The following is a 26,985-nucleotide window of genomic DNA, read 5'->3' as shown; positions in this document are numbered from 1 at the left end:
CCACACCATCGATAGGCTCGACCTGAGAAGCTCAGAGGAGGCTGCTAGATGTTTGTCGAAACTCTGGGGCAGATGTGGCAAGCGATCGAGCCGATGGCGCCGATGCTCGTCACCATGCTGGTTGTGGGGATCGCGCTCGCTGCCCCGTTGCCTGGCCGTGGCCCGCACGGAAAGCGTGACCCGTGGCGCCTGTTCAAGTACGGTGCGCGCCGCGAGGTGATGGATCGCGCAGGCGGTCGTTGCGAGGCGCAGCTGCTTCTCATGTGGGGCAGATGCGGCGAGGCAGCGACAGACGCCGATCACATCTACCCGTGGAGCAAGGGCGGCCCCACGATCGTGAGTAACGGCCAGGCACTGTGCCGATCGCACAACGCAGGCAAGGGGTCCACCACTCCGCCGTGGTGGAAGCTGGTCGGCCTCGAGCGACGGCGCAAGGTGTACTTTCCAGAAGGCGCAGATCCACGAGTGTTTGCGCGCATGAGCGAGCGAGACCGCACATTGCGTGAACTGCGATCCGACGGGTAAGAAGGCCTCCATGTTGAACATCACGGAACCTGGCGCAGGGGATATGGCTCAATAAGCCGGTCTGTTTGGGCAAGCCGAGTTACTGCGTGGCCTTCAGCGGATTTCGAATGAGGAAGAAGAGTAAATGGGTGACTACCGCATCGAGCAGTTCTCGTTCGACCCTCTCGCTGTCGGAGAGTGGGCCGCCGCCAATGCCCGACACAGCAACTGGCCGGTTGTCTACACGATCGACAATGAGCGCGATATCTATGTGGGGGAGTCGCTCAATGGCGCGGCCCGCATGCGGCAGCATCTTGGCACCGAGGGGAAGCAGCATCTCAAACGCGTGCAGGTGATCGTCGACGACACCTTTAACAAGTCTGCGTGCCTCGACCTCGAATCGCACTTCATTCGCCTCTTCGCGGGCGATGGCAAGTACCGAGTGCTCAACCGCAACGATGGAATCTCCGAGGCCGACTACTATCGCCGCGGGGATTACCAGGAAGTCTTCGACAACATCTTCGAGGAGTTACGCGCAGCGGGGTACTTCACCCGGTCCGTCGAAGATATTCAGAACAGCGATCTCTTCAAATTCTCACCCTTCAAAGCGCTCACGCATGACCAGGCCATCGCCGTCGAGGACATCATGGATGGGCTGATCGAGGACCTTCACCAGGGCCGCGCGAGCACGATCGTGGTGCAGGGGGAGCCCGGTACCGGGAAGACGATTCTTGCTATCTACATCATGAAGCTCCTCGGCGACATGCGCAGAGTCGACGCGCAGGAGTTTGATCGCGAATCTATGTTCGCCGACCTCTTCACGGAAGAGAACCGTGAACTGCTCAGAGGGTTTCGAGTTGGCATCGTCGTGCCGCAGCAGTCGCTGCGCGCCACCATGCAGGCGGTGTTCTCGCGCACGCCTGGGCTTGACAAAGCGAGTGTGTTGACCCCGTTTGACGTGGGGCGATCCACCGAGAAATTCGACCTGCTCATCGTAGACGAGGCACACCGGCTCAACCGCCGATCAGCACAGGCCATGGGCACACTCACGCGTGACTTCGGTGAAATCAACCGGGTGCTGTTTGGGCCAGATGGCGAGAATCGCAGCCAACTCGACTGGATTACGCACCAGAGCACCCACCAGATCTTCCTCGTCGACAGCGCGCAGGCGGTTCGACCCGCAGATCTACCGCGGGAAACGCTTGAGGAACTGAGCGGCGGTGCACGAGCCGCGAAACGGTTCTATCCACTCACGAGCCAAATGCGGGTGCGCGCGGGATCTGACTACGTCGGGTACGTTCGTCGGCTGCTCGAACGGCCAGATGAGAGCGCCCCCAATTTCGGGGAGTACGACCTCCGCGTCTTCGCCGATTTCGATGCGTTTCACGACGCGATCATGCGGCGCGACCGCGAGGTGGGGTTGTCACGGGTGCTCGCCGGGTACGCGTGGGAGTGGAAGAGTCGGAAGAACTCCGCCGCGTTCGATATCGAACTCGGCACCAAGCAGCTGCAGTGGAATACCACCTCCAAAGACTGGATTAACTCGTCAAACTCAGTGCGGGAGGTCGGCTCGATCCACACGGTGCAGGGGTACGATCTCAACTACGCGGGCGTGATCATCGGTGGCGATCTGAAGCTCGACCCTGTTTCCGGGCGAACCGTGTTTGACCGCGCGACCTACTTCGATCGGCGTGGCAAGTCGAACAACAACTTCCTCGGGCAGAAATTCACTGATGAAGACCTACTCGAATACGTGCGAAACATTTATGGGGTGCTTCTGAGTCGAGGCATGCTGGGCACATACATGTACGTGTGCGACCCAGCGCTTCGCCAGCGTTTGGCGGAGTTGTTGCCGGGTTCGAGTGGCAGCCGCTGAAGCTACAGGCGGTCGTACTTCTCGCTGCGTCCTCTCGCTTTGTCGACCGGGTATTTCTCCTGAGTCTTCGCCAGCTTGTCCATCACGATTGTGTCAGCGTTAAGGCCCAGACGATCCGCGAGAAGCAGGCAGTAGGTCAGTACATCGGCCAACTCGTCTTTCGCTGAGGCCAGGTCGGCATCGCCCCACTGAAAGCATTCGAGGAGCTCTGCCGCTTCGATGCTGATGCTTTTGGCCAGGTTCTCGGGTGTGTGGAACTGCGCCCATTCGCGCTCGGCAACAAATTCGCGGAGTGCTTCGAGGACGGGCTTCTCATGCATGCTTCAAAACTATCAGCGCAAGGTATACATGCTGATCATCGCGGTTGGCCTTGCTGATCCACCTACTGGAAATACCGGTGCGGAAGGCAAACTGCTCGGCATCGGCCGGCCTCGAATAGTCCGCTCCGTGTTTTCGTTGCTCACCGCTCCTGCTTTTATGATGATGATGATGTTTATTTAAAGTCAGACCTGGAGTAGGATTGACATTTAATTAACATCATTATTGGGAGATTACATCATGTTTATCGCACCCCCGCTCGATGCGCACGAGCGAGAAGTGCGTGATGAGATCGAGAAGCTCAACGAAGAACTGAAGTTCCACCTGCGGCAGGGCAACCGGTGGAACGGGGCGCTACGGCGCACAACCTTCGCGCGGAACGTGCAAGGCTCGAACACCATTGAGGGAATCAACGCCAGCGTTGACGACATCAACGCTATTGCCGCCGGTGAGAAGCCCGCGGCTATAGACGACGAGACGGAGCAAGCGCTCGCGGGGTATCAGCAGGCGATGACGTTTGTGCTGCAGCTCGCCAAGAGCGAGTTCGCGCTTAGCCCGATGCTTGTGCGCAGTCTCCACTTCATCACTACTTCGTATGACATGACCAAGTGGCCCGGGAGGTTGCGCCCTGGACCGGTGTATGTGCAAGAAGAGCGAACTGGGGACATCGTGCACGAGGGTGCGGCAGCAGGCGAGGTTCCAGATCTCATCAGGCAGCTGTGCGCGATGTCGGGGCCTGGAGGAGACGACCTGATTCAGGCGGCGATGCTACACCTGAACTTTGTGCTGATCCACCCATTCAAGGACGGAAATGGTCGTCTTGCTCGAGTGTTGCAGAGTCTGATGCTCGGAGCCTACGGAGAGTTCGCGCCGGTCTTTCTGACGATCGAAGAGTATCTGGGCAGGCGAACCCAGGCGTACTACGATGTGCTCGCCAAGGTTGGTCAGGGCGATTGGAGTGATGCAGACTATGACCCGGAACTGGCGCGCCCTTGGATTCGCTTCATGCTCACGGCGCATCTGAACCAGGCGCTTGAGCGGAAGCAGCGTATCGCGGCCTCGGCTGAAGCGGCGGCGAGAATGGACGAGCTTATCATCCATGCTCAGCTCCCTGACCGCACAGCTCAGGCGCTGTACGGTGCCATGTATGACGGAACCGTCACGCGCGCGAGGTATATGGCGGCCCTGGAAGATGCGGGCGAGCCGATCAAAGAGCAGACCGCGTCACGGGATCTTGGTGCTCTGGCTCGCGCAGAACTGCTCGTCGCGCACGGTGATCGACGCGGCCGTAAGTACTCAGCCAGCCAGGCCGTGAGACAAGCAGCCCGTAGCTCTGGTCTCGGATACGCGTGGAGAGATATCGATCCGTTCGAGTAAGGACTTGCGCGGTTGAGTTTGGGCAGGAAGGAACTCAGGGTTATGGATGTTACGAATCTGAACAGCGGTGGAACTCCCAGTTTGCCCGAGATCACACTCGTGCAGGGTGACATCACGACGCTTGCGGTCGACGCGGTAGTGAACACGGCGGACACCCGCATGCGCGGTGGCGGCGGGGTCGACGGGGCGATCCACCGGGCCGGTGGGCCCGCGGTGCTGCGCGACTGCATTGAGCGGTTTCCGAACGGGCTCGCCACGGGCGACGCCGGGTGGACCACAGCGGGGGAGTTGCCCGCGCGCTGGGTGATCCACACCGTTGGGCCTGACCGTCGCAGCGGGCAGACCGATCGCGGGCTGCTGGAATCGTGTTACTCGCGGGCACTGGCAGTGGCCGATGAACTTGGTGCGCGGTCGGTGGCGTTTCCGCTGATCGGCGCGGGGGTGTTTGGATGGCCGCTCGACGAAGCAGCCGCAGCGGCGATTGAGGCGATTCGACATACCCCGACGAGTGTGGAAGACGTGACGCTGGTGGCCTTCGGTGCGGAGGCTCTGGCCGCACTGCAGAACGCGCTGGGCAAGCAAGGAGTTTCGGCTGATGAGTGACGTTGTCGGCAACTTCGGTGATGCGGGCAACGGGCGCGAGGACAGTTCTCAGCGCTGACCACTGCAGCCCGATTGGCGAATCCCCGCCTCGCTTCTCGGCGACGCTCGTGATTGCGGTTAACCTAAAGTTTGGACTAAAGCTAAATTTGGAGAATCGTGCAGACACCCACCTCAAAACTCTTGTCCACCCTAACGCTAGTTGCTGGCGCAGTGGCGGTCGTGCTGACCCTCGTGTTCTTCTTCACCATGGCCGGTGGGGGTGTCCTGGTTGCTGCGTTGGTGGCCGGGGTGGTCGGGATCATTCTGGGCGTGCTCGCCCTTCGGAAAGAACAGGCGAAGGGGATCGCGGTCACAGGCTTGGTGCTGAGCATCATTACCGCGTTGCTTGCTGCGGCGATCATTCTCTTCGCCCTTGTGTTTGTTGGCGCGATCCCAGTGTGACTGTGGCCGGCCACGCTCTGAGCGCCCGCGATTGTGTCAGCCCGGTGCCGTCGAGCGTGGTTTCGCTCGATCATGGTCGAAGACGTACGCGCCTTGCCAAGGTTTATTCAATTAACCTTTGGTAAGGTGGGATTATGGTTCAGGATAAGCGAACCGGAGACGCGAATACAGATGGCTCGTGGCCGGCAATCGAGACTGAGCCGCGCCCTTGGGAGCGCAGCGGAGACGAAGTCGCATCGCGTCGTGCGCTGCGCCAGGCACGCGGCGACTACCAGGCCGCCGTGCCTCCCTTCATTCGTGACGCACGAGCTGTGCTCGCCCCCGACGTGCAGGCGCTGGCCGACGATGCCAGTCGAGAACTGACACGGTTTGACACCGAGGCGGGCATAGTCGCTGCGCCCTTTGCTTCAATTCTGCTGCGCACCGAATCTGCCTCGAGCTCCGAGGTTGAGCACCTCACCTCGAGCGCCAAGCAGGTTGCCCTTGCCGAGATTGGTGCCTCCGGCTCGGGCAATGCACGTCTCGTCGTGGCAAACGTGCGGGCAATGCGCGCCGCGCTGGAACTCTCAGATGACCTCAGTGAGAGCTCGATCATTGCCATGCACGAGACGCTGCTCGGTGAGAGCCAACCCACATTCGTCGGCCGCTTTCGAGATCAGCAGGTGTGGATCGGCGGAGGCCACCTCTCGCCACATGCTGCGTCGTTCGTGCCGCCGCACCACGAACGTGTGCCCGCGCTCATGGCCGACCTCGTGGGGTTCGCCAGTCGGACCGACATTCCGCTGCTCGCACACAGCGCGATCGCCCACGCCCAGTTCGAGACGATCCACCCGTTCCCCGACGGCAACGGTCGCACCGGCCGTGCCTTGTTGCACAGCATGCTGCGTCACGGAGGGCTGACGCGCAACGTGACGGTGCCTGTCTCGGCTGGCCTGTTGCGCGAGACGAGCCGCTACTTTGACGCGCTCACCGAATATCGTGCCGGGTACCCGGGCGCGATCGTCACGGTCGTCTCACACGCGGTATTCGCTGCAGTGCAGAACGGCCGCGCACTCGTCTCCGAGCTTCGTGACGTCGCCGAGCGTTGGGAGTCGGAGATTCCCTCGCGACGCGGTTCAGCGGGGGCCAAGCTGCCTGAGCTACTGCTGCGACAACCCGTGGTCACCGCGAGAATTGTGGCCACTGAACTCGGCGTCTCCGAAGTCGCCGCCCAATCCGCCATTAACCGGCTCGTTGATGGTGGCGCGCTGCACCAGACCAACTCGGGCAGGCGCAACCGAATCTGGCACGCACCCGAGGTCCTCACCGCGCTTGACCGCTTCGGCGAGCGGGCCAGGCGACGAAACGAAGGGAGCTAGACCCATGCATGAAATCAAGTGCCCGCACTGCCAGAAGGCGTTCAAGATCGACGAGGCCGGCTACGCCGACATCGCCAAGCAGGTGCGCGACACCGAGTTCGAGCGGCTCATGCGCGAACGCCTCGAGTTTGCCGAGCAGGAGAAGCGCACCGCCGTCGAGCTCGCCGAGGCCAAGCTCGCGCAGAGTCTGCACGCGAGCGCCGCCGCGAAGGAAGCCGAGATCCAGGCCCTCCAGGCCCAGCTCGACGCGTACGGCATCGAAAAGAAGCTTGAGCTCACCGAGTCGCTCGCTGCCGTCGAGAAGCAGCGCGACGCCCTGCGCAACGACCTCGAGCGCGCAACCCTGGAGAAGGAACTCGCCGAAAAGTCGCTCAAGGAGCGCTACGAGATTCAGTTGAAAGACCGCAACGACGAGATCGAACGGCTGCGCGACATGAAGGCGCGGCTCTCGACCAAGATGGTCGGCGAAACCCTCGAGCAACACTGCGAGACCGAGTTCAACCGGGTGCGTGCGATGGCGTTTCCGACCGCCTACTTCGAGAAAGACAACGACGCGCGCAGCGGCAGCAAGGGCGACTTCATCTTCCGCGATAGCGATGCTGCCGGCACCGAGATCGTGTCGATCATGTTCGAAATGAAGAACGAGAACGACGAGACGGCGACCAAGCGCAAGAACGAAGATTTTCTCAAAGAGCTGGATCGCGATCGCACCGAGAAGGGCTGCGAATACGCGGTGCTCGTCTCACTGCTCGAACCCGAGAGCGAGCTCTACAACGGGGGCATCGTCGATGTCTCGCACCGCTACCCCAAGATGTACGTGGTGCGTCCCCAGTTCTTCATTCCGATCATCACGCTGTTGCGCAACGCCGCGATGAGCTCGCTTGCCTTCAAGTCTGAGCTTGCGCTCGTAAAGGCGCAGAACATCGACGTGACGAACTTCGAGAATCACCTCGACACGTTCAAGACCGGCTTCGCGCGCAACTACGACCTGGCATCGCGACAGTTCAACACCGCGATCGAGGAGATCGACAAGGCGATCGCGCGGCTGAACAAGGTGAAGGAGTCGCTGCTCGGCTCGGAGAACAACCTGCGGCTTGCCAACAACAAGGCGCAGGATCTGACGATCAAGAAGCTGACGCGGGGGAATCCGACGATGGTGGCGAAGTTCGCCGAGCTGCGGGATGCGGACGGGGAGCTGGCGGGGGAGTAGCAGGGTGCGACGCGGGGAGACACAGGCCGACGGCGCGTAATTGCTCAGGGAATGCGGATCCACTGTCTGTGGTTGAGGGGTGCGTGAGCAAATACATTGGCTTCCTGTCATTTGGGCACTGGACCCCGCACCCCACGTCGGCGGCGCAAACCGCGTCTGACGTGCTGCTGCAGAGCATCGACCTGGCGGTTGCGGCCGAGGAACTCGGGGCCGACGGCGCGTACTTTCGGGTGCATCACTTCGCGAGGCAGCTGGGCACGCCGTTTCCGCTGCTCGCGGCGGTCGGCGCGCGCACCTCGCGCATCGAGATCGGCACAGGCGTGATCGACATGCGCTACGAGAACCCGCTCGCCTTCGCCGAGCAGGCCGGTGCTGCAGACCTCATTTCGGGCGGCCGGTTGCAACTCGGTATCTCGCGTGGATCACCCGAGCAGGTCATTGACGGGTGGCGGTACTTCGGGTTCGCACCCGCCGAGGGGGAGACTGACGCCGACATGGGCCGCCGGCACACCGAGGTGGCACTGCAGGTGCTCTCTGGTGCGCAGTTCGCGGAGCCGAACCCGCGGCCGATGTTCCCCAACCCGCTCGGTCTCTTGCGCATCGAACCGTACTCGGAGGGTCTGCGCCAGCGCATCTGGTGGGGCGCCGGTTCCGACGCGACGGCTCGCTGGGCCGCGCAGCAGGGCATGCACCTCATGTCGTCGACGCTGAAAGACGATGAGTCGGGTGAGCCCTTCCACGTGCAGCAGCGGAAGCAGATCGAGGCGTTCCGTGAGGAGTGGGCGAAGCACGACCATGGCTTTGAGCCGCGGGTGTCGGTGTCGCGATCCATCTTTGCGATCACCAACGACATGGATCGCAAGTACTTCCTCGGCGGGGGTGACCGCGATGATCAGTTCGGGGTGATCGGTGGAACACGCTCGGTGTTCGGGCGCTCGTATGCTGATGAGCCGGACGCGCTGATCGAGCAGTTGCGCGGTGACGAGGCGATTGCTGCCGCCGACACCGTGCTGCTGACCGTGCCGAACCAGCTTGGGGTCGACTATAACTCGCACGTGCTCGAGGCGATTCTGACGGAGGTGGCTCCGGGGCTCGGGTGGCGGTAGACGCGTTTCTGAGCGCCCTGTAGTGGTACGCTTTGTGGTACCACTAATGATTGGAGTCGCGATGACCGCAATAACTGCGACAGAGGCTCGGCGAAACCTGTTCGGCCTGATCCAGCAAGTGAATGACGATCATGCCCCGGTTGAGGTCGTGTCGAAACACGGTAATGCCGTGATTCTTTCGAAAGATGACTACGATGCGATGACAGAGACCGCTTATCTGTTGCGCAACGCGAAGGGTGCCGAGCGACTGCTCGCGGCTCTTGAGCGCGCGCGGCGGGGTGAATTTGAAACCCACGAGTTGCTCGAAGCGTGACCCGACAACTCGCCTTCGACCGGCATGGGTGGGATGACTACACGTACTGGCAATCGCAGGATCGGAAGACACTTCGACGAGTCAATGCACTCATCGCCGATCTGATTCGCGATCCCTTCATCGGTATCGGGAAACCCGAGCCATTGAAGCACATCCTTGCTGGTGCATGGTCGCGGCGCATCGATGATGCGAACCGTCTCGTCTACCTCGTGACCGATACCCACATCGTCATCTTGCAGGCACGCGACCACTACTAACGGAACCCGAAGGAGCGCCGGGGAATACAGCCTTCGATAGTGTCAGTTGCACCGCACGCGCATGGGATCCCGTACCTGCGGCCTCTGATCGGAGTTCACATGACCAACACCGGTGCGAACCCTCCCACACCTGCGGGTCACAGGCCGCTCGAAGTCGTGACGGAACCCGCGGGCAATCTCTCCCGCTCCGAGTGGATGCAGGTCAGGCTCTTCCAGGCGATCTCGGTACAGCGACCGGTGGTGCTCGAGCTGCTGAAGTCGCTGCGCCGGGAGAAGCCCCACGCAACTCCCGCACAGATCCTCAGAGAACTCGAGAAGCGGTACGTGACAACCGTGACCGCGACGAGTACCGGGGTGGGGGCCTCCGCGGCGATCCCCGCAGTCGGTATTCCGCTCGCGCTCGGGCTGGGAGCCGCCGACCTCGTGTTCTTTGCCGAAACCAGCGCGCTCTATGTGCTCGCAGCCAGCGAACTGCACGGCATTGAGGTGCGCGATGCGGATCGGGCCCGCCCCCTCATCTTCGGCATGCTGCTCGGGCAAAAGTCTCAGAGTAAGGTTGCGAAGCTCGTTGCGCAGGCCGCGGGGGCCGGCAGTGTGGATCAGGCGCGCAGCGTGGCCGAAGGCACACTTGGCAAGGTAATCCCGGGAGGGTGGGGAACCGTCGTGACGAAGCAGCTTCCCGACTCGGCGCTCGCGCCGCTCACCACGGTGCTCGTGCGCCAGGCGCTCCAAGAGAGCGCTCGGTTTGGGGCCGGAATGCTCGGGAAGGCGGTGCCCTTCGGGGTAGGCGCCGTCATCGGCGGACTCGGTAGCCTCACGTTCGGGCGCGACGTGGTGAAAGCCGCGCATGTCGCGTTTCCGGAAACGCCACTCGAGTTTCCCGAGTCTCTGCGCGAATTTCGCAAGCCAGAGAAGATCGTGGTTGAACCCTCGCGCGCCATGAGGGCGTTGAAGGCAGCGGGTGGCGGCCTGTCGGCCTTCGGGGGCGCGGTGAAAGGGAAGGCATCTGCGGCCGGCAACGCGGTCTTCCGGCGGAGGGAACCTCGGGGTGCCTCGGTAGAGAGCGACACACCATGACCTACCGTGAGAATATGCGCCGAATCCGCCTCATTTCTCCCGCGTCCGCCTCTCTCACCGCCCTCCTGCTTGCCGGAGCGTTTGCCGTCACGGGCTGCGCGGCAACGTCGCCCGATATCGCGAGCTCCGCAGGGGTCGCCCCGACACCCGCGACCGTCGATCCTGCCAGCTGCCCAGTGCTGCCCGACGGCTTCGCGTATCTCAACACCGTCGACAGGTCGATTAGTGTCGACCTCAAGTACGCGACCACCGATAACTTCACCGGCGAGGCCGTCGACGGGTACGAACGCGCGGGCACCGCGGTGCTGCGCGCCGACGCGGCCGAGGCGCTCTCCGACGTGCAGGCATCGCTCGCCGAGAAAGGTCTCGGCCTCCTGGTTTTCGATGCCTTCCGCCCCACCCGAGCGGTCGCCGATTTCGTTGCCTGGTCGCAAACTGATGATGATCGCACGCGCGAGGTGTACTACCCGAGCCTCGAAAAGGCGCAACTCTTCGCACTCGGCTACATCGCCGAGCAATCTGGACACTCGCTCGGAGGCACCGTTGATCTGACGCTCGTCTCCCTGGCGAGTGGCGATCCACTGGACATGGGCGGCGCGTTCGATCTCTTCGACGAGCGCTCGCACTACGAGTTCGACGGTGTCACACCCCAACAGTTCCAGCACCGCACGGTGCTGCGCGAGGCGATGATCGACGCTGGCTTCGCGCCGTATCCGCAAGAATGGTGGCATTTCTCGTACCCGGTGCCCGAAGGTGCCGAACGCCTCGACTTTGCACTCGAATCCTGCGGCTGAGCCGCGGGGGCAGGAGGCAGCCGATCAGACCGACTGGTCGCGGTGTTCGGCGAGTGTCTCGCGGTTCGTCGCACGCGCCGTTCGTGCTCAGTGGTGGATCAGGGCCTTCAGCAGGATCAGAATCCCGCCGAACGCGCCGGTGAGGAGTGCGCCGCCCGCTCTCACCCAGAAACTCGGGGAGCGGGTGGCGGTGATCCACCACCCGACGGCACCCAGCAACGCGACATCGACGTACAGAGCCAGCCACACGGCATCTGCGTCATCGAGCACATCCGTCACCCCGAGCGCGAGCACGACCACCGGCACCACAGCGACACCCAGCATGCCGACGGAGCGGCGGATCGCGTGGCGAAACGACTCTCTGAACGTGCGCTTGTGGCCGTCGGAGGCTGTGAGGCCGGTCAGCGTATCTGCGAAGACGTGCGCGGCATAGAACACGACCACCGTAGCAAGCACGGTGTTCAGCGCATCCCAGGAACTGCCCGCGAGGTTTCGACTCACCACGATCATGCCCGCGACGAGAACGAGGCCATAGATCGCGCCTTCAGAGAGCAGAGCGCGTTCGATTTTGTTGCTGCGGGTGGGGGTGTCAGTCACTCGCAAAGAATATCGGCTGCGGTTGGCGCGGAACGCACCCGACAGGTAGATCTCGATGTGCTCGTTTGTGGTGCGGCCTGCCGGTTCGCGGATTCTGTGCGCTCGGACTCCCGCCGGATTGAGGAAACCGCGTTCCGCGCATGACCCCGCGTTACGCGGTTCGTGGCGGGGGCGTGCTGAAGTTTGAGAACATAGTGTGTATGTCGCTGTCTGGGCGGCGACTCGCGACCCCGAAGGAGACAGCGAACCACATGAGCACAGTGTCGAAGCCGCAGATCGCGAAGGACGTGACCGAGCTCGTCGGCGCGACACCGCTTGTGCAAATCAACCGTCTCGTCGCCCCGGGCGGCGCACGGGTGCTGGGCAAGTTTGAAGCGTTCAACCCGGGCGGCAGCATCAAGGATCGTACGGCACTCTCGATCGTTGAGGCGGCTGAGTCCGACGGGCGTCTCAAGCCCGGTGGCACGGTCCTCGAGGCGACGAGCGGGAACACCGGCATCGCTCTCGCCTGGATCGGCGCGGTCAAAGGCTACAAGGTCATCATTGTGATGCCCGATGACGTCTCGCAGGAACGCCGCACCCTGCTGCGCGCGCTCGGCGCCGAGTTGGTGCTTACCCCCGGACCCGAGGCAATGGCAGGTGCGAACCAGGAGGCCGGCCGGATCCTGGAACGCACCCCGGGTGCCTTCCTGTCTGGGCAGGGCGGCAACGATGCCAACCCGGCCGTGCACGAGCGCACCACCGGCCCCGAGATTTGGAATGCCACCGAGGGAAAGATCGACATGTTCGTCTCGACCGTCGGCACCGGCGGCACCCTGACGGGCGTGGGACGCTACCTGCGTTCGCAGAATCCGGATGTGCAACTCGTCGCGGTGCAGCCCGCAGAGGCGCCCGTGCTCACGGGCGGGGAGTTTCATCCACACAAGATCCAGGGCATCATCGGCGGCAACGGGTTCCCTCCGGTGCTCGAGATTGAGCTCGCAAATGAGATCCTCAGCATTCCGCAGGATCTCGCCATCGAAACCGCCAGGGCGGCACTTGCGCGCGAAGGGCTGCTCGTGGGCATCTCGGGCGGTGCGAACCTAGCGGCCGCCAAGGAACTGGCCGAGCGACCCGAGAACGCTGGCAAGACGATCGTCACGATGCTCTGCGACACCGGTGAGCGGTACCTCAGCACCGACCTGTTCGCCCACGTCCGAGAGGCGTAGTCTGGGTCATACCGAACCTGCCATCGCCAGCGAGGGGAGATGCTCTTGAGTGAAGTGCACGTCATCGGCGTAGCGATCGATTCAAGCGGACAGCGGGTGATCCTGCTGAAACCGAAGGACGCGGAGCCGGGCGAAGGCAAGATCTTGCCCATCTGGATCGGTGAACAGGAGGCCACCTCGATCCTCGTGGCGGTTGAGGGCGTGCACATGCCCCGTCCACTCGCGCACGACCTGCTGCGTTCGGTGATCGACGCACTCGGATCCCGGGTCGACCGCGTCGAGATCACGAGTATTGACAACGGCACGTTCTATGCGGTGGTGTACCTCGAAGGTGCCGATGGTGAGCACGTTGTCGACGCGCGACCTTCTGATGCCATCGCCCTCGCCTCGCGCACCGTAGCCCCCATGCACGTCGCTGACGCGGTGCTGGAAGAAGCTGGAATAGAAGACACCGTCACCTCTCGGCCTGATGAGTCTGGCGAGCCGGGGGAGGGTGACGAAGAGGAGCGGCTGGAGGAGTTCCGCTCATTTCTCGACACGGTGAACCCCGAGGACTTTGGCGAATAGCGCTGATTTCGACCCCTAAACTCCACGAAATACTGGCAGGCTCCCGACACTCCGATGAGTCGTCTATGGGGTGAGTGGGAAATTAGTGAGGTTTACCAGGGGAAATGGAACCGCCGCATGGACTTCGCTCATCACACCAGAGAGCAATTGATCGAGCGCATACGTGAGCTTGAGCTGCACAACGTAAAACTCTTGGAGCAGCACGAACGGGATCTCGCTGACCAAAACGAACGACTTGAGCACCGGGCAAGCACCGACGGTCTCACTGGCATCGCGAATCACCGCACGCTGATGGAGAGGCTCACCAGCTTGCTCGCCGATGCCGACGAGAAGCCAGTGCCAGTTGCGGTTTCGATGTTCGACATCGACAACTTCAAGGTCGTCAACGACACTCACGGTCACCTCGCCGGTGACCAGGTACTCACCACGATTGCCGGGTTACTCACGGAGGGTGTCCGCTCAAGGGATCTTGCCGGTCGATACGGCGGCGAAGAATTCTTGGTCATCTTTCCCGATACGGAGGTGTCGCAGGCCGCCGATATTAGCGAGCGCATCCGCGCCGCCATTGAAGCGCACACCTTCAACGACGGAATTCGCCTCACCATCAGCGCGGGGGTCGCAAGCGCGACAGGTGGATCGCACACCGACTTGGTCAGCCTCGCAGACACGCGGCTCTACGCGGCGAAACGCGCGGGAAAGAACCAGGTCGTCTCGGACTGAAGCATCGAGTTCCGAGTGCTACCGGAGATTGCCCTATTATGACAATTCCTTCCGTGTTATCGTCGGCATACGAATCGGTGAAAGCTCGTTATTAGCCGACGTGAAGCGGGGGAGACGCCCATGTTGATCAAGCGGAAGCACCTCGTGCTAGTCATTCCTGTGATCGTTTCGGGCCTACTGTTTGGCTGCGCCAGCGAACCTGCACTCGTTGAAACTCCTGAGAGTAGTACCGGCACCACTCCGACCTCGGCACCGGAATCCGCCACGGCTGCCCCGGTAGAAACTGAGCCAAACGCAGTCTCGCAGGAGGCGAGTTGCGGGTGGGATGTTGGTCCAGCTACTTGGTCGGGAGAAATGCCGGGTCGGCAACCCGATAGCCTCGTTCCCGGCATTGTGGGGGCGTGGCAACACACTCATGTCAACGACGGTGGCGGAATGAAGCCGGTATCTGGTGACATCAGGTACATTTTTCCCTCTGAGAACGAGATGATCTACTGCCAAGACATTCCTGGCATCACCGACAAAGCAGAGCAACCGACGCTCATCACGATCACAGACAACAGAATCAGCCCGCCCGCGCCCCATCCTGGTTTTGACGTCATGCTCATGGACGAAAACACCATGGTCTGGATTAACAACCTTGACGGCAGCAGTTACGTACTCGTTCGCAGATAACACCATGCGGCAACAGCCGACCGGATGACCGGGTTGAAGATCCGAGCGATCTTCAACATATGCTGTGAAGTTATGGTAATTATTGCCAATTGTGACGCGTTCGCTTGGGCGGATCGCCTCTGGCCCCTAGCCTTGAACGCATGGATGTCACTCTCGCACTGACCGTGCTCGGCGCGCTGGTGTTGTTGGCTGGAGGGCTCGGCGTGTTTCTGAAACGCAATGCCGAACGGGCCCGGACCGTTTCGGGGGAGGCGCGAGTTGACGTTGCCTCTCTCGGCCTCGATCGCCTCGGCGCGCGCGCGACCATCGTGCAGTTCAGCACTGAGATGTGCTCGAGGTGCCCGGGCGTGCAGCGAACCATCTCGGGCCTCGTTGAGGATCAGCCGGGGGTGGCCTTCGTTCACGTCGACGTCACCCACCGACCCGAGCTCGCGAGCGAGTTCAAGCTGCTGCAGACTCCGACTGTGCTGGTGCTCGACGAGGCGGGCCGCCCCCGCACGCGACTGAGCGGTGCGATCAGCCGGCAGTCACTTTCACACGAACTCGACTCAATCACCGGAGGCCTCAGTGTCGCACGATAGTCACGAAGCACAGGCCGCCGCCACCGGTCAGGGAACCAGGCCGCAGGGATCCATCGACGCGCGCGCGCCTCGCTTCGGTGCGGCCAACACGTCGGTGCTGCTGCTTATTGGCGTGTTTCTCGCGCTCATCGGTGTCTCAACTGGGGGTTCGCTGGGTGCTGCCTCGCTGGCGCAGCGGGCCCTCGACCCGGGATTCCTCGTGCTTGCCATCGTCGCGGTGCTCTTCACCTGGTCGCTCGTGTCGCCTGGTACTCAGCCCATTCAGGCGCTGTTCCGCGGTGTGGTGCAGTCAAGGCTTGCCGCGCCGTCCGAGTGGGAAGACCCCAGGCCGCCGCGTTTCGCGCAGGGCGTTGGCCTCTTCGTCGTCGGCGTGGGGCTGGTGCTGCACCTGGCGGGCGTGCCCTGGGCGCTTGTGATCGCCGGTGCCGCTGCGTTCCTCGCCGCCGCGTTGAACGCGACCGTGGGCTTCTGCCTCGGCTGCGAGCTGTACCTACTGCTCACCCGCGCGGGCGTGATCCGCTCGAAGCGGCCCGCGAGCGCGTAGGTCGGCCTCGCCGGTGTGTGAGGCCATGCCGCCGGTGCGTGGATCGCTTTCGCCGGTTCTGGGTAGGGCGCTAGTGGTTGCTTCACGGAGTTGAAGCAACCACTAGCGCCCTACCCTACGGGGCGCGCGGCATGGGCGAACGCGCGCGGCAGGGCCCTGGCGCGCGGCATGGGCGAACGCGCGTGATCCGCTAGCGAACCCGGCGCACCTTGAAGGTGTGCTTCGGGCGCACATACGCCTCCTGCGACTCGATCAGCTGCAGCTCGCGCTCGCCAGAGTTGATGGTGTTCTCGAGCAGTTCGAACACGCTCGCGGCGGTACGCGCCAGCGAGCCCGCCAAGTCGCCAGACTCGCGCAGCAGCGTCGCGAACAGCGCCGTCGTCACGTCGCCCGAACCGTTCGCCTTGAACGGCAGGTGCGGGGTCTGCACGATCCACGCGCCCTCGCCGTTGACGGCCAGCATCTCGATCGTGCCCTCGGGCCGGTCGGGGCGCATGACGCTCGTCACCAGCACGGTCTGGGGGCCGCGGGCGCGAGCCTGATCCACGGAGGCCAGCGTGTCTTCGAGCGTGAGTGGATCGGTGCCCGTGATGAACCCGAGCTCGAACTGATTCGGGGTGATGAGGTCAGCCTGCGGCACCACGCGATCGCGAATGAGTGACTGCACCTCGGGCGCGACGAAGCAGCCGGATGTGGCGCTGCCCAGCACCGGGTCGCACGCATAGATGGCTTCGGGATTGCGCTGCTTCACGAGCGCGACCGCGTCGAGAATCGCGTCGCCGATGTCGTTGCCGCCCTGATACCCCGAGAGCACGAGTTGCACGTCGTTCAGTCCGCCGCGATCGTCGATGCCGCGCACAATGTCGCGCACGTTGTCGCCGGTGAGCAGCGGCCCACCCCAGGATCCGTAGCCCGTGTGATTCGAGAACACGACGGTATAGACCGGCATCACCTCGTGGCCCATGCGCTGCAGCGGAAACACGGCGGCCGAATTGCCGACGTGACCGTAGGAAACTGAGCTCTGAATCGAGAGAATACGCATAGAACGATTCTGCCACGACTGACAGAATCGAAATGTCGAAAGGGGACCTCAGTGAGTCTCAAAGGAAAAACCCTGCTCATGTCGGGCGGTAGCCGGGGCATTGGCCTCGCGATCGCGCTGCGCGCAGCCGCCGATGGCGCGAACATTGCCATGCTCGCAAAGACCGATACGCCGCACCGCAAGCTCGAGGGCACGATCCACACGGCCGCCGATGCGATTCGGGCGGCTGGCGGCAACGCACTGCCCATCTTGGGTGACGTGCGCAGCGATGAAGACGTGGCCGGAGCCGCCGCGCAGGCGGTGAGGGTGTTTGGAGGCATCGACATCGTGCTCAACAACGCGAGCGTGATCGACCTCTCGCGCACGCTCGATCTTGCGCCGAAGAAGTACGACCTCATGCAAGACGTCAACACGCGGGGCACGTTTATGCTGTCGCGGGCGGCGATCCCGGCGCTTCGCGATGCGGAAAACCCGCACATTCTCTCACTCTCGCCGCCAGTGAATATGAACCCCAAGTGGCTCGGAGCACACACCGGCTACACGCTCGCGAAGTACGGGATGACGCTCGCGACGCTCGGCCTCGCGGCAGAGTTCGCGGGTGACGGCATCGCCGCGAACACGCTGTGGCCGCGCACTACGATCGCGACCGCCGCGGTTCAGAACCTGCTGGGTGGCGACCGGGTGATGGCCGCCTCGCGCACGCCCGAGATCTACGCCGACGCGGCGTACGCGGTACTCACAGCACCCGCGAGCGAGCGTACCGGGCAGACGCTGATCGTCGAGGACGTGCTGGAGGCCGCCGGGGTCACCGACTTCGCCCGTTACGCCGCCGTACCGGGTACGCCAGACAGCGAGCTGTTTCCCGACATCTTCCTCGGCTAGGGGGTGTGCATAGGCGCGGTCGTGGCGGTGGATGCGGCGGCTGTGGGAGCCGCTCCCGCCACCGCAACGAACTTCTCGTAGTCGGCGTGGGAGAGCGCCGCATAGGCGTGCCCCCACTCGAGGAGCGCCTCGCCGAGCGCCCGCCCACCGCCCACGTAGCCGCTCGCGATCACCGAGAACGGCGACTGGCTGTGTGCGCGGGCCAGCGTCACCGCGCACGCCTGCGCATAGGTCAGGAACGGCTCATCCTCGAGCGTCTCCGCGTCGATCCCGCCCTTCATGTCGTGGAACTGGCGCACGTATACGTCGACCCCCTCGCCGCGAAGGTACCCTAGGAACGGGTCGGAGACGGACTGCAGGATCCGCTGCATGGCCACCACGCGCCCGCCTTGACCGTGCTCGGTGACAGTCTCCCGCAGCACCCGGGGCTGCGGGATCTTGCCGTACTGCTCGAGCACGCTACGATTCGCCTCTTTCGACTGCAGGATCAGGGGGTGCTGATCGCCATCCTGCAGGAGCAGCAGGGCGCAACGCGTGCCGACGCTCCCGACACCCACGACGCGCCGAGCGAAATCCGAGACGGCGTAGTTGCGCATGAGGAGTCGGATATCGGTGTTGGCGCTCTCGAGATAGCGCCGAAAGTGATGGTGCACGCGCTGCTGCATCTCGGGGTCAGACCTGACCATCGTGGGCGGGTGTTCCACGAAGCGCAGCCGACCGCTGGGGTCGACCGTGGTGAGCTTTTTCGCCGCACGCTCGCCGGTGCGCCTTTTCGCTTGCCTGATGGCCCTGCGAAGTGCACGCGCCGACTCCGGCTCCAACGACTCGAGACCAGCCGCCGCGTCGAAATGCTGGTAGTAGCGTGCCCTCGGGCTGAGCCGCGTGCTTGCTCGCAACGTCACCGAGTACGCTCGCACCGCACCGAGCGCGGCCGCACTGGTCGCCTCCTCGCTGCGGCCGGTCGCCTGCCCCGCAATGATCACGCTGGTGATGAGTCGCTTGAGATCCCAGTCCCACGGCGCCCACGCCGCCTCGTCGAAATCGTTCAGGTCAAACACGAGCGTTTGCTGCGGCGAGGCGTAGAAGCCGAAGTTCGCCACGTGCGCGTCGCCGCCCGCGGGCATCACGATACCACTGTGAACGTCGGCCGCGAGATCCGCAGCCATGATTGCCGCCGTACCCCGATAGAAGGCGAACGGGCTCGCCGCCATGCGCTCGGCACGCAGCGGCACCAGCTCGGGCACGCGGGTCGCGTTCTGTTCGTCAAGAATCGCCAGTGGATCGCGCCGACCCGCCGTCATCTGCGCGACCGAACGGCGCGGCACACGGCTACGCAGCCGACGACCCGCCTCGAGGCGCTCGGCGACCGAATCGAGCGGATGCCACCTCTCGTTCGGCACTGCAGGAACAAAGTGTGGGCTGTCGACGGCGCGGTCGATGGGGTTCGTTGCCGACGTTTCGAACGGCATGGCCGCATTCTGAGCTCTGGTGGGCATGGTTCATTCTGTCACTGTGGAAGGATGTCTCCATGGAACACGGAGCCGGCCGGTACGCACCGAGTCCGTCCGGCGACCTCCACCTCGGCAATCTCCGCACGGCGATGCTCGCCTGGCTGTGTGCGCGGTCCAGCAATCGTGCCTTCCTGATGCGGATCGAGGATCTCGACCGCGCCCGCGACGCGGGTGCGGCGATCCGCCAACTTGCTGATCTTCGGGCCCTCGGTCTCGACTGGGACGGCGAGCCGGTGATTCAGAGTGATCGGGCACCCGCGCACAATGCGGCGATCGCGCAGCTGCTGGACGCGGGCCTGGTCTACGAGTGCACGTGTACCCGCCGCGAGATCCTGGAGGCACCCTCGGCGCCGCACGCCCCGCCCGGTGCGTACCCGGGCACCTGCCGTGACCGCAGTGATGACGAGCGGGCCGCTGCTCGGATCGAAATCGCGCCCCGACTACCCGCCATCCGGCTGCGTGCACCCGAAGGTGCGCGCGAGACGAGCTTCGTGGATCTGTTCCTCGGCACGGTGACGGGGATCGTCGACGACTTCGTGCTTCGTCGGGGAGACGGCGCGGTTGCCTACAACCTCGCTGTGGTCGTCGACGATGCGGCGATGGGGGTGGATCAGGTGGTGCGGGGTGACGACCTCGCGAGCTCGACCCCCCGACAGATCTTGTTGCAGCGGCTGCTCGGCCTGCCTACTCCAGAGTATGTGCACGTGCCGCTGGTGCTTGGCGCTGCGGGGGCCAGGCTGGCGAAGCGCGACGGGGCGGTGACGCTGCGCGACTTAGACCAGGCGGGCATCGGCGTCGATCGGGTGCGTGAAATGCTCGCTGTCTCGCTCGGGCTCGCTGCAGAGGGCGAGCCCGTCACGATGCGCGAGCTCCTCGCGCGGTTCGATCTCGCGCTGCTCTCGCGGGAGCCCTGGGTCTACCGAGGCGACTGAGGCTCAGCCGGCAAGCTCAAGCCGCAGATCGGTGACGCGGATCGCCGCCTCACGCAGGCGCTCGGCGGGCAGGGTACCCGAGTCGACGGCTGTGACCATGCCAGCAATAACCGCCGACACCGTCGCGGTGTCCGAGCCGCGCACGAGCAGGGCCAGATCGGTGCCGGCGTTGAGGGCCGCAATGGTGACCGCGGTGAGATCGGCGTATTCGGGCACACCGGAATCGAGCAGCATGCCGAGGTCGTCAGACACGATGACGCCGGTGAAGTCGAGTTCGTCACGGGCGATCTGGTGCCAGGTGGGGGAGAGCGAAGCGGGGGCGGGATCGACAGCGATGTATGCCAGGTGACCGAACATGAGCAGTCGCGCACCCGCGTCGATTCCCGCAGCAAATGGCATCGCGTGGGTGGATCGCCAGGCCTCGAGCGGCAGATCCGTCGTCGGCACTCCCGAGTGTGAGTCGCCCGGAGCTGCGCCGTGCCCGGGGAAATGTTTCAGCGTGGAGGCGATGTCGAGCATCTCGCCCTGCTCGCCGGTCACCGCGGCGGTGACCCGAGCCGCCGCATCGTCGAAACCGACACCCAACTGCCGGGAATAGATGAAACTCCACGGGTCGGGGGCGACATCGGCGACGATGCCGAAGTTGACGGTGACCCCGACCTCGCCAAGTGTCACCGCCCGGCTGGCGAACGCCGCTGCCGTTTCGGCCGGATCCACACTCTTGAGCGTGTCTGCGCCTGGAGCCGGATCCCAGGGCAGGCGAGAAACCGTGCCGCCCTCTTGGTCGATGGCGACGAGCGGGGGCAACGCCGGGTCAGCAGTGAGGGCCGCGGTCAGCGCCGCGAGCTGCGTCGGGTCGCCCGAGACATTCGGGGGCATGACGATGAATCCGCCGAGGCCGAGTTGCTGCACGAAAGCACCGGCGACGGCCGGATCGGTGGTGGACACTGTTGCCATGACGACGCTGGCCGCGCGCTGCTCGGTTGACCAGCCGCCGACGATCTCGGTGGCACGCTCGCGTCGCGCCTCGTCGGGAGTCGGCGAGGCGGGTGTGACCGTGGGTGCCGGAGTTGCTTCCTCGATGGGAGCTCGGGTCACCACTGATTCAGGGGCGCACCCGGTGAGCGCGAGCAACATCACCGTAGATGCGCACGTGATGATTCGAGCGAGACTCATATGATGCCAGCGATGTGTGCGCCCAAAAACCAGCGCTCGCGACGCTACTTCTTGAGCGCGCGGATCACCCGAGCGAGTGCGCGCCCGGCGACGCATACGAAGGGGATGGCTACTGCGATCAACGCGATGGTGTTGGGCTCGAATCGGGTGTACCCGTCGCGGGTGACGTACGCGCCTACCGGCATGGCGCTGCCGCCACCGCCACCTCCTGCACCCTCGCCGGAGTTGCCCGCGTCTCCCTCGCCAGCTCCAAAACCGTAACTGACCATTGCCACCGGAACGATGGTCGTGCCATCGAGCTCGACTGGCGCGCCATATGCGGCATGCACGCCAACGGAAGTAACGGTCTCTGCGATCTGCTGTGTAAGGTTCGGCATATTCATAGCGTACGCCAGTTGTGCCTCTGAGCGGAGACTGAATACTGGATCGGCAAGCCCCTACTCAGGCTCGGCGTGCCTGCGCACGGACACGCTGGAGGCAGCGGGTCGCTTCGCTACAACATGGTCGCCAGACGATTGCTGCCGCAAGCGACGAATCACCCAGGGCACCAGGTGTTGCCGTGCCCACACGACATCTTCGGTTCTGGCTCGACGCCAGTTGCGCGGCGGCAGCGGCGGGGGCTCGAGCGGCTGCAGGTCGTTCGGAACGTTCAGCGCGGCAAGCGCAGCCCGAGCGATCGTGTGGTGCCCCAACGCATTAAGGTGCAAGCGATCGTCTGCCCAGTATCGGGTGTCTTGCAACTCTTCGATCGCCCACTGGTCGACGACGATGCAGTCGTGGCGCTGTGCGACTTTGCGCACATTCTCGTTGTAGATCGCGACCTTGCCACGAATCGAACGAAACACTGGCTGAAAGGCCACGTCAACGCCCGTGAACACCAGCACCGTGGCGCCGGTTTCGCGCAGCTTGCGCAGCACAAACTCAAGTTGCTTAGCGACGGCGTCCGGGTCCGAACCCGGGCGAATCACATCGTTGCCACCCGCGCAGACACTTACAAGATCTGGGCGCAGGTCGAGGGCCGGGCTCAGCTGTTCGTCGGTGATCTGACGGATGAGCTTCCCGCGCACCGCGAGGTTTGCATAGGCAAAGTCCTCGCTGTAGCTGCCCAGCACCTCAGCGAACCGGTCGGCCCAACCGCGTAGACCCCCCGGGCTGTCGGCCTCGGGGTCGCCGACACCCTCGGTGAAGGAATCGCCGATCGCTACGAAGCGCGACCAGGGCAAATCCAACAGCTCCGGCTGCGCGGTTTCATTCGGTGCACCCCGCTTGCCTCGCTCGGGGTGACCGACGTGCTCCGCGGTTTCTCCGTGGGCCGTGGTCTGTACGTTCTCGTTCGAAAGAGCTTCAGACACCCGTGCTGCCCCCTGAGTCTGTGTCGCGTGCAGATATGGCACCGCTATTCTAGGGCGTTGTGACCGATTCGAGCGATGCTTTGCACCTCCCGGGCACCAGTGCAGCTGAACATCTGCCGCCCGCCTACCCCGAACGAGCCGCACGCGGCACCGCGGGTTCACTGCGTGCGTGGCAAGAAGAGGCGATCAATCGTTACCTCGAGATGCAACCGCGGGACTTTCTCGCCTCCGCTACGCCGGGCGCAGGCAAGACGACCTTCGCGTTGCGTCTGGCGGCGATCCTGCGCGCGAACCGCACGATCACCCAGGTCATCGTCGTCGCGCCCACCGAGCACCTGAAGTCACAATGGGCCGATGCCGCCGCCCGCGCAGGGATACGGATAAATCCGAACTACGCGAACGGCGACGGCCTCGGCTACGGCGGGCACTATCACGGGGTCGCCGTGACGTATGCGCAGGTCGCCATGAAGCCGGTGCAGCACCGACTGCTCGCCGAGCGTGAGGACACCCTGATCATTCTCGACGAGGTGCACCACGGTGGCGACGCGCTGAGCTGGGGCGAGGCGATTCGAGATGCCTACGGCACGGCGCGGCGGCGGCTCTCGCTGACTGGCACCCCGTTCCGCTCCGACGACGCCACCATTCCATTTGTGGAATATTCACCACAGGGCGACGGATCTCGCATCTCCCGCACAGACTACGACTACGGCTACGGCAGGGCCCTGGCTGACGGCGTTGTGCGGCCGGTGATCTTCATGGTCTATGCGGGGGAGATGCGCTGGCAGACCTCCGCCGGGGAGGAGATGCAGGCGCGGCTGGGCGAGGGCAACACCAAAGACATCACTTCGCAGGCCTGGCGCACCGCGCTCGATCCCGCGGGCGAGTGGATCGCGAAGGTCTTGCGGGCTGCAGACCGGCGCCTCACCGAGGTACGTCACCACATCCCAGATGCTGGTGGGCTCGTGATCGCTACCGACCACGCCTCAGCCCGGGCATACGCATCGATTCTGCAGCAGATCACCGGCCAGGAGGTCGCCCTGATCCTCTCAGATGACTCGGGGGCGAGTGAGCGGATCGACCAGTTCTCTGCGGGGGATGATCGCTGGATGGTGGCGGTGCGCATGGTCTCGGAGGGGGTCGATGTGCCGCGGCTCGCTGTTGGGGTCTATGCGACCAGCTCATCGACGCCGCTCTTCTTCGCGCAGGCGATCGGCCGCTTCGTGCGCAGTCGACGCCGCGGCGAGGTGGCGTCGATATTCATCCCGAACGTCCCGACGCTGATGCAGCTCGCGGCCGAACTCGAGAAGGAGCGCGGGCACGTGCTCGAGGGTCCGAAGAGCGCCGAAGAGATGTGGGATGCCGAGGCGGCGCTCATGGCTGAGGCAGAGAGTGAGGATCGCGCGTCGGAGGAGCTGACCGGCGAGTTCGTGTACCAGGCGCTCGGCTCGGATGCCCACTTCGATCGGGCGCTCTTTGACGGTGCCGAGTTCGGCGGATATGCGGAGGTCGACAGCGAGGAGGAGCTCGACTTCCTGGGATTCCCCGGCATTCTTGAGCCCCAGGAGGTGCGCACGCTGCTGCAGCAGCGACAGGCCAAGCAGGCTAAGCGCAGCGCCACGAAGCAAGGGATCCTCGAGCATGCGCCCGAACGCGCAGAGGCACCGGGCGCGCTGCACCGCACCCTTGGCGAGCAGCGCAAGCTACTCAACAGCCTGGTCGGCATGTACGCGAAGGTGTCGGGGGAGCCACACGGGCAGATTCACTCCGAGCTGCGTCGGGTGTGCGGGGGGCCAGCTGTCGCACAGGCGAGCGTGACGCAGATGCAGCAACGGATCGACCTGCTGCGTCGACGACTGAGCGGATAATGCTCACGGGGGAGCTCTCAGCTTTCACCACCGGTCGTGGGTTCTGCCGACCACGCATCCGAACCGAGTAAGCGTTGCGGCGTGACTCGCTGAGCGGAGTCGCTCGATTCGTCTGTGGTTCGGATCCGTGCTAGGTTATTCTCTGTTCGCCGGAGAAGTTCGGCAGCGTGTTCGCGCGGGTGGCGGAATGGCAGACGCGCTAGCTTGAGGTGCTAGTGCCCGTATTAGGGCGTGGGGGTTCAAGTCCCCCTCCGCGCACGAACAGGAAAAGGCTGATCGAGAGATCAGCCTTTTCTGCTTTCCGCATGAGATCTGAGTTCTTTCACCTGCGTAGATAGTTAGCCAAGCTTTTAATTCTAACGGGGGTACTATTCCCGTATGGCAACCGCACACGTGGGGCAAAAGACCCCGACGTTCACTCGCAAACAATGGCTCGCGCTGATCAGCATCAGCCTCTCTGTCGCACTTATTATCGTTGATTCGACGATTGTGAACGTGGCGATCCCCTCGATTGTGGGAGACCTTGGCATCACCTCCACGCAGGTGCAATGGGTGCAAGAAAGCTACACGCTCGTCTTCGCTGCATTGCTCCTGATGTTCGGAGCGCTGGCCGACCGCTATGGGCAGAAACGGCTCCTGGTGCTCGGTGTCGTTATCTTCGCCGGCTCCTCGGTGTTTGCCGCCCTGGCGCCCACGGGTGACCTGCTCATTGCCTCCCGGGTGCTGCAGGGGGTAGGCGGGGCGATGGTGCTCCCCACGACCCTGTCACTCATCAACACGGGCTTCACCGGTCGGGCGCGGGGGCTCGCCTTCGCGGTCTGGGGTTCGACCATTGGCGGCATGGTCGCGGTCGGGCCGCTGCTGGGCGGCTGGCTCACTACCGCATTTAGCTGGCGTTGGGCATTTGGCATCAACATTCCGCTCGGAATCTTGATCGTGATCGGCATCGTGCTGACCGTGGTCGATGCGCCGCGCGCTGCTATCTCGCAGCGGATTGATATCGGCGGGGCCGTGCTCTCCGTCGTTGCGAGCGCCAGCCTGGTCTTTGGGCTCATTGAGGGACGAACCCTGGGATGGTGGCTGAGCGATGCAACCGACCCCTTCACCCTGGGGAACTGGACTTGGAACCTGCAGCTTTCTCCGGTGCCGATATCGCTTGCGCTGTTCGTGGTCGCGACGACAGTGTTCATTCTGCGCGCGCGTCACCGGGAGGCTCTTGGCAAGCCGACATTGCTTTCTCTGCAGCTCTTCTCGATCCGTTCCTTCCGCAACGGAAATGTGGCCGCGCTCATCGTGTCCCTCGGCGAGTTCGGCATCATCCTGGCCCTACCGCTGTGGCTGCAAAATGTCGTGGGGTACGACGCCCTGCAGACCGGATTCGTGCTGCTTGCGCTGGCCCTGGGATCGTTCGTTGCGAGCGGGATGTCTGTCGGCATTTCAAAGAAGGCGACACCGATCACGATGGTGCGCATCGGTCTCGGCGCTGAGGTCATCGGTGTGCTGGGTCTAGCCTGGGCGATGTCGCCCGATGCCAGTTGGCTCGCGGTCACCCCGTTCCTCTTCATCTACGGCATCGGTGTCGGGTTTGCCACGGCGCAACTCACCGGAGTCATTCTGCAAGATGTGCCGGTTGATCGTAGCGGCCAGGGCTCCGGCACCCAGAGCACCGCACGCCAGGTCGGATCGGCGCTCGGTATCGCCCTGCTCGGCACGATTCTCTTTACATCAACCGGTGCGGTGCTGGATGCTCAGCTTCAGAATGATCTGCCCTCGATGAGCGCCGAAGCGCGCACGGAGGTTGTGGACGCGGTGGTGGTGAGTGCTGGCGCGGCCATTCCGCAGCTGATCAAGGAGGACCCCGAGGTGGGCAACGCCGCGGCGACCGCCTTCACCGACGGCACCCGCCTTTCCGCGGTCGCAGCGGCTGGGTTTCTCCTCGTGGGGTTTGTGGCGACATTCAGGCTGCATTCACGACGTGACGAGGAATACGCCACAAGCTAGGTGATTCTCGACAGCGGAGGCCTTAAGGACCGTAGCGGTTCGCTCCGATCCTCGTCTCGCTGACTTGCCGAAACGGCGGTTGTTTGGCACCATGTTGA

At 63.8% G+C, this 26,985-nt stretch carries 30 protein-coding genes and 1 tRNA gene; 24 read left to right on the top strand and 7 right to left on the bottom strand.

Features of this window, described 5'->3' with window-relative positions; translation table 11 throughout:
• Positions 1–48: 48 nt before the first annotated feature.
• The gene (locus ACTNFK_RS07385; protein ID WP_433647528.1) at positions 49–525 is read left to right on the top strand and encodes an HNH endonuclease; all 477 of its coding nucleotides are present in this window, start codon (positions 49–51) and stop codon (positions 523–525) included.
• 124 nt (positions 526–649) lie between these two features.
• Positions 650–2,380, top strand: a complete 1,731-nt coding sequence (locus tag ACTNFK_RS07380; protein WP_435935700.1) for a DNA/RNA helicase domain-containing protein — start codon at positions 650–652, stop codon at positions 2,378–2,380.
• A 2-nt stretch (positions 2,381–2,382) separates the two neighbouring features.
• Here ACTNFK_RS07380 and ACTNFK_RS07375 read toward each other — a convergent pair whose 3' ends face one another.
• The gene (locus tag ACTNFK_RS07375; RefSeq protein ID WP_435935701.1) at positions 2,383–2,700 is read right to left on the bottom strand and encodes a nucleotide pyrophosphohydrolase; all 318 of its coding nucleotides are present in this window, start codon (positions 2,698–2,700) and stop codon (positions 2,383–2,385) included.
• A gap of 28 nt (positions 2,701–2,728) precedes the next feature.
• Between ACTNFK_RS07375 and ACTNFK_RS07370 the strand changes: the two genes are divergently transcribed.
• The 11 genes from ACTNFK_RS07370 to ACTNFK_RS07320 all read left to right on the top strand — a co-directional run bounded on the left by ACTNFK_RS07370 (position 2,729) and on the right by ACTNFK_RS07320 (position 11,234).
• Positions 2,729–2,881: a hypothetical protein gene (locus ACTNFK_RS07370; protein WP_445117147.1), complete on the top strand. Its 153-nt coding sequence runs from the start codon at positions 2,729–2,731 to the stop codon at positions 2,879–2,881.
• Between the two features lie 57 nt (positions 2,882–2,938).
• Positions 2,939–4,075, top strand: coding sequence for a Fic family protein (locus tag ACTNFK_RS07365; RefSeq protein ID WP_435935702.1), 1,137 nt, complete (start codon positions 2,939–2,941; stop codon positions 4,073–4,075).
• Positions 4,076–4,117: 42 nt separating this feature from the next.
• Positions 4,118–4,678, top strand: coding sequence for an O-acetyl-ADP-ribose deacetylase (locus ACTNFK_RS07360; RefSeq protein WP_435935703.1), 561 nt, complete (start codon positions 4,118–4,120; stop codon positions 4,676–4,678).
• Between the two features lie 156 nt (positions 4,679–4,834).
• The gene (locus ACTNFK_RS07355) at positions 4,835–5,119 is read left to right on the top strand and encodes a hypothetical protein (RefSeq protein ID WP_445117146.1); all 285 of its coding nucleotides are present in this window, start codon (positions 4,835–4,837) and stop codon (positions 5,117–5,119) included.
• 134 nt (positions 5,120–5,253) lie between these two features.
• Positions 5,254–6,477 carry a Fic family protein gene (locus ACTNFK_RS07350; protein WP_435935705.1) on the top strand — a complete coding sequence of 408 codons (1,224 nt, stop codon included), beginning with the start codon at positions 5,254–5,256 and terminating at the stop codon, positions 6,475–6,477.
• A gap of 4 nt (positions 6,478–6,481) precedes the next feature.
• Complete coding sequence (locus ACTNFK_RS07345) at positions 6,482–7,687, top strand: DUF2130 domain-containing protein (protein WP_435935706.1); 1,206 nt, start codon at positions 6,482–6,484, stop codon at positions 7,685–7,687.
• An 83-nt stretch (positions 7,688–7,770) separates the two neighbouring features.
• Complete coding sequence (locus ACTNFK_RS07340; RefSeq protein WP_435935707.1) at positions 7,771–8,793, top strand: LLM class flavin-dependent oxidoreductase; 1,023 nt, start codon at positions 7,771–7,773, stop codon at positions 8,791–8,793.
• Positions 8,794–8,854: 61 nt separating this feature from the next.
• The gene (locus tag ACTNFK_RS07335; RefSeq protein WP_433647516.1) at positions 8,855–9,106 is read left to right on the top strand and encodes a type II toxin-antitoxin system Phd/YefM family antitoxin; all 252 of its coding nucleotides are present in this window, start codon (positions 8,855–8,857) and stop codon (positions 9,104–9,106) included.
• Positions 9,103–9,363: a Txe/YoeB family addiction module toxin gene (locus ACTNFK_RS07330; protein ID WP_435935708.1), complete on the top strand. Its 261-nt coding sequence runs from the start codon at positions 9,103–9,105 to the stop codon at positions 9,361–9,363. The genes ACTNFK_RS07335 and ACTNFK_RS07330 overlap by 4 nt, the downstream gene beginning before the upstream one ends.
• Positions 9,364–9,462: 99 nt before the next feature.
• Positions 9,463–10,440 (top strand): hypothetical protein, encoded by a 978-nt coding sequence (locus ACTNFK_RS07325; RefSeq protein ID WP_435935709.1) that lies wholly within the window; start codon positions 9,463–9,465, stop codon positions 10,438–10,440.
• Positions 10,437–11,234, top strand: coding sequence for a M15 family metallopeptidase (locus tag ACTNFK_RS07320; protein WP_435935710.1), 798 nt, complete (start codon positions 10,437–10,439; stop codon positions 11,232–11,234). Before ACTNFK_RS07325 ends, ACTNFK_RS07320 begins: the two co-directional genes overlap by 4 nt.
• An 87-nt stretch (positions 11,235–11,321) precedes the next feature.
• On the opposite strand, the gene ACTNFK_RS07315 is transcribed toward ACTNFK_RS07320, so the two are convergent.
• Positions 11,322–11,831, bottom strand: a complete 510-nt coding sequence (locus tag ACTNFK_RS07315) for a hypothetical protein (RefSeq protein ID WP_435935711.1) — start codon at positions 11,829–11,831, stop codon at positions 11,322–11,324.
• Positions 11,832–12,082: 251 nt separating this feature from the next.
• Between ACTNFK_RS07315 and cysK the strand changes: the two genes are divergently transcribed.
• The 6 genes from cysK (at position 12,083) to ACTNFK_RS07285 (ending at position 16,126) form a co-directional block, all read left to right on the top strand.
• The gene (gene cysK, locus ACTNFK_RS07310; RefSeq protein WP_433647511.1) at positions 12,083–13,039 is read left to right on the top strand and encodes a cysteine synthase A; all 957 of its coding nucleotides are present in this window, start codon (positions 12,083–12,085) and stop codon (positions 13,037–13,039) included.
• A 54-nt stretch (positions 13,040–13,093) separates the two neighbouring features.
• Complete coding sequence (locus ACTNFK_RS07305; RefSeq protein WP_435935980.1) at positions 13,094–13,606, top strand: bifunctional nuclease family protein; 513 nt, start codon at positions 13,094–13,096, stop codon at positions 13,604–13,606.
• A 54-nt stretch (positions 13,607–13,660) separates the two neighbouring features.
• Positions 13,661–14,326, top strand: coding sequence for a GGDEF domain-containing protein (locus tag ACTNFK_RS07300; protein ID WP_435935712.1), 666 nt, complete (start codon positions 13,661–13,663; stop codon positions 14,324–14,326).
• 120 nt (positions 14,327–14,446) lie between these two features.
• Positions 14,447–15,001 (top strand): hypothetical protein, encoded by a 555-nt coding sequence (locus tag ACTNFK_RS07295; protein WP_433647509.1) that lies wholly within the window; start codon positions 14,447–14,449, stop codon positions 14,999–15,001.
• A gap of 140 nt (positions 15,002–15,141) precedes the next feature.
• A complete protein-coding gene (locus ACTNFK_RS07290) occupies positions 15,142–15,582 on the top strand; it encodes a thioredoxin family protein (protein ID WP_435935713.1) in 441 nt (146 codons plus the stop codon).
• A complete protein-coding gene (locus ACTNFK_RS07285; RefSeq protein WP_435935714.1) occupies positions 15,569–16,126 on the top strand; it encodes a DUF4395 domain-containing protein in 558 nt (185 codons plus the stop codon). The genes ACTNFK_RS07290 and ACTNFK_RS07285 overlap by 14 nt, the downstream gene beginning before the upstream one ends.
• A 190-nt stretch (positions 16,127–16,316) precedes the next feature.
• Here ACTNFK_RS07285 and pdxY read toward each other — a convergent pair whose 3' ends face one another.
• The gene (gene pdxY / locus ACTNFK_RS07280) at positions 16,317–17,168 is read right to left on the bottom strand and encodes a pyridoxal kinase PdxY (RefSeq protein WP_435935715.1); all 852 of its coding nucleotides are present in this window, start codon (positions 17,166–17,168) and stop codon (positions 16,317–16,319) included.
• Between the two features lie 51 nt (positions 17,169–17,219).
• Between pdxY and ACTNFK_RS07275 the strand changes: the two genes are divergently transcribed.
• Positions 17,220–18,050 carry an SDR family oxidoreductase gene (locus tag ACTNFK_RS07275; RefSeq protein ID WP_433647503.1) on the top strand — a complete coding sequence of 277 codons (831 nt, stop codon included), beginning with the start codon at positions 17,220–17,222 and terminating at the stop codon, positions 18,048–18,050.
• Here the strand turns inward: ACTNFK_RS07275 and ACTNFK_RS07270 are convergent.
• Positions 18,047–19,519 carry a DUF2252 domain-containing protein gene (locus tag ACTNFK_RS07270; protein ID WP_445117145.1) on the bottom strand — a complete coding sequence of 491 codons (1,473 nt, stop codon included), beginning with the start codon at positions 19,517–19,519 and terminating at the stop codon, positions 18,047–18,049. The genes ACTNFK_RS07275 and ACTNFK_RS07270 overlap by 4 nt on opposite strands.
• Positions 19,520–19,578: 59 nt before the next feature.
• Between ACTNFK_RS07270 and gluQRS the strand changes: the two genes are divergently transcribed.
• Positions 19,579–20,493 (top strand): tRNA glutamyl-Q(34) synthetase GluQRS, encoded by a 915-nt coding sequence (gene gluQRS, locus ACTNFK_RS07265; protein WP_433647501.1) that lies wholly within the window; start codon positions 19,579–19,581, stop codon positions 20,491–20,493.
• 3 nt (positions 20,494–20,496) lie between these two features.
• On the opposite strand, the gene ACTNFK_RS07260 is transcribed toward gluQRS, so the two are convergent.
• From ACTNFK_RS07260 to ACTNFK_RS07250, 3 genes are read right to left on the bottom strand one after another with little or no spacing between them, the layout of a single operon-like run.
• A complete protein-coding gene (locus tag ACTNFK_RS07260; RefSeq protein ID WP_433647500.1) occupies positions 20,497–21,669 on the bottom strand; it encodes a glycoside hydrolase family 3 N-terminal domain-containing protein in 1,173 nt (390 codons plus the stop codon).
• 44 nt (positions 21,670–21,713) lie between these two features.
• Positions 21,714–22,046: a spore germination protein GerW family protein gene (locus ACTNFK_RS07255; protein WP_433647498.1), complete on the bottom strand. Its 333-nt coding sequence runs from the start codon at positions 22,044–22,046 to the stop codon at positions 21,714–21,716.
• A 60-nt stretch (positions 22,047–22,106) separates the two neighbouring features.
• Positions 22,107–22,901: an SGNH/GDSL hydrolase family protein gene (locus ACTNFK_RS07250; RefSeq protein WP_433647549.1), complete on the bottom strand. Its 795-nt coding sequence runs from the start codon at positions 22,899–22,901 to the stop codon at positions 22,107–22,109.
• 179 nt (positions 22,902–23,080) lie between these two features.
• Here ACTNFK_RS07250 and ACTNFK_RS07245 point away from each other — a divergent pair, with 179 nt between their 5' ends.
• From ACTNFK_RS07245 to ACTNFK_RS07235, 3 genes are all read left to right on the top strand, one after another.
• Positions 23,081–24,886, top strand: a complete 1,806-nt coding sequence (locus ACTNFK_RS07245) for a DEAD/DEAH box helicase (protein WP_435935717.1) — start codon at positions 23,081–23,083, stop codon at positions 24,884–24,886.
• 173 nt (positions 24,887–25,059) lie between these two features.
• Positions 25,060–25,144, top strand: a tRNA-Leu gene (locus ACTNFK_RS07240).
• A 120-nt stretch (positions 25,145–25,264) separates the two neighbouring features.
• Entirely contained in the window at positions 25,265–26,887 is a 1,623-nt protein-coding gene (locus ACTNFK_RS07235) for a DHA2 family efflux MFS transporter permease subunit (protein ID WP_435935718.1), read from the top strand.
• Positions 26,888–26,985 lie beyond the last annotated feature (98 nt).

It is taken from the genome of Leucobacter fengyongliangi (genome assembly GCF_052386045.1).
Note: the sequence above shows the minus strand (reverse complement) of the source record. Positions and strands in the feature narration are given on the sequence as shown.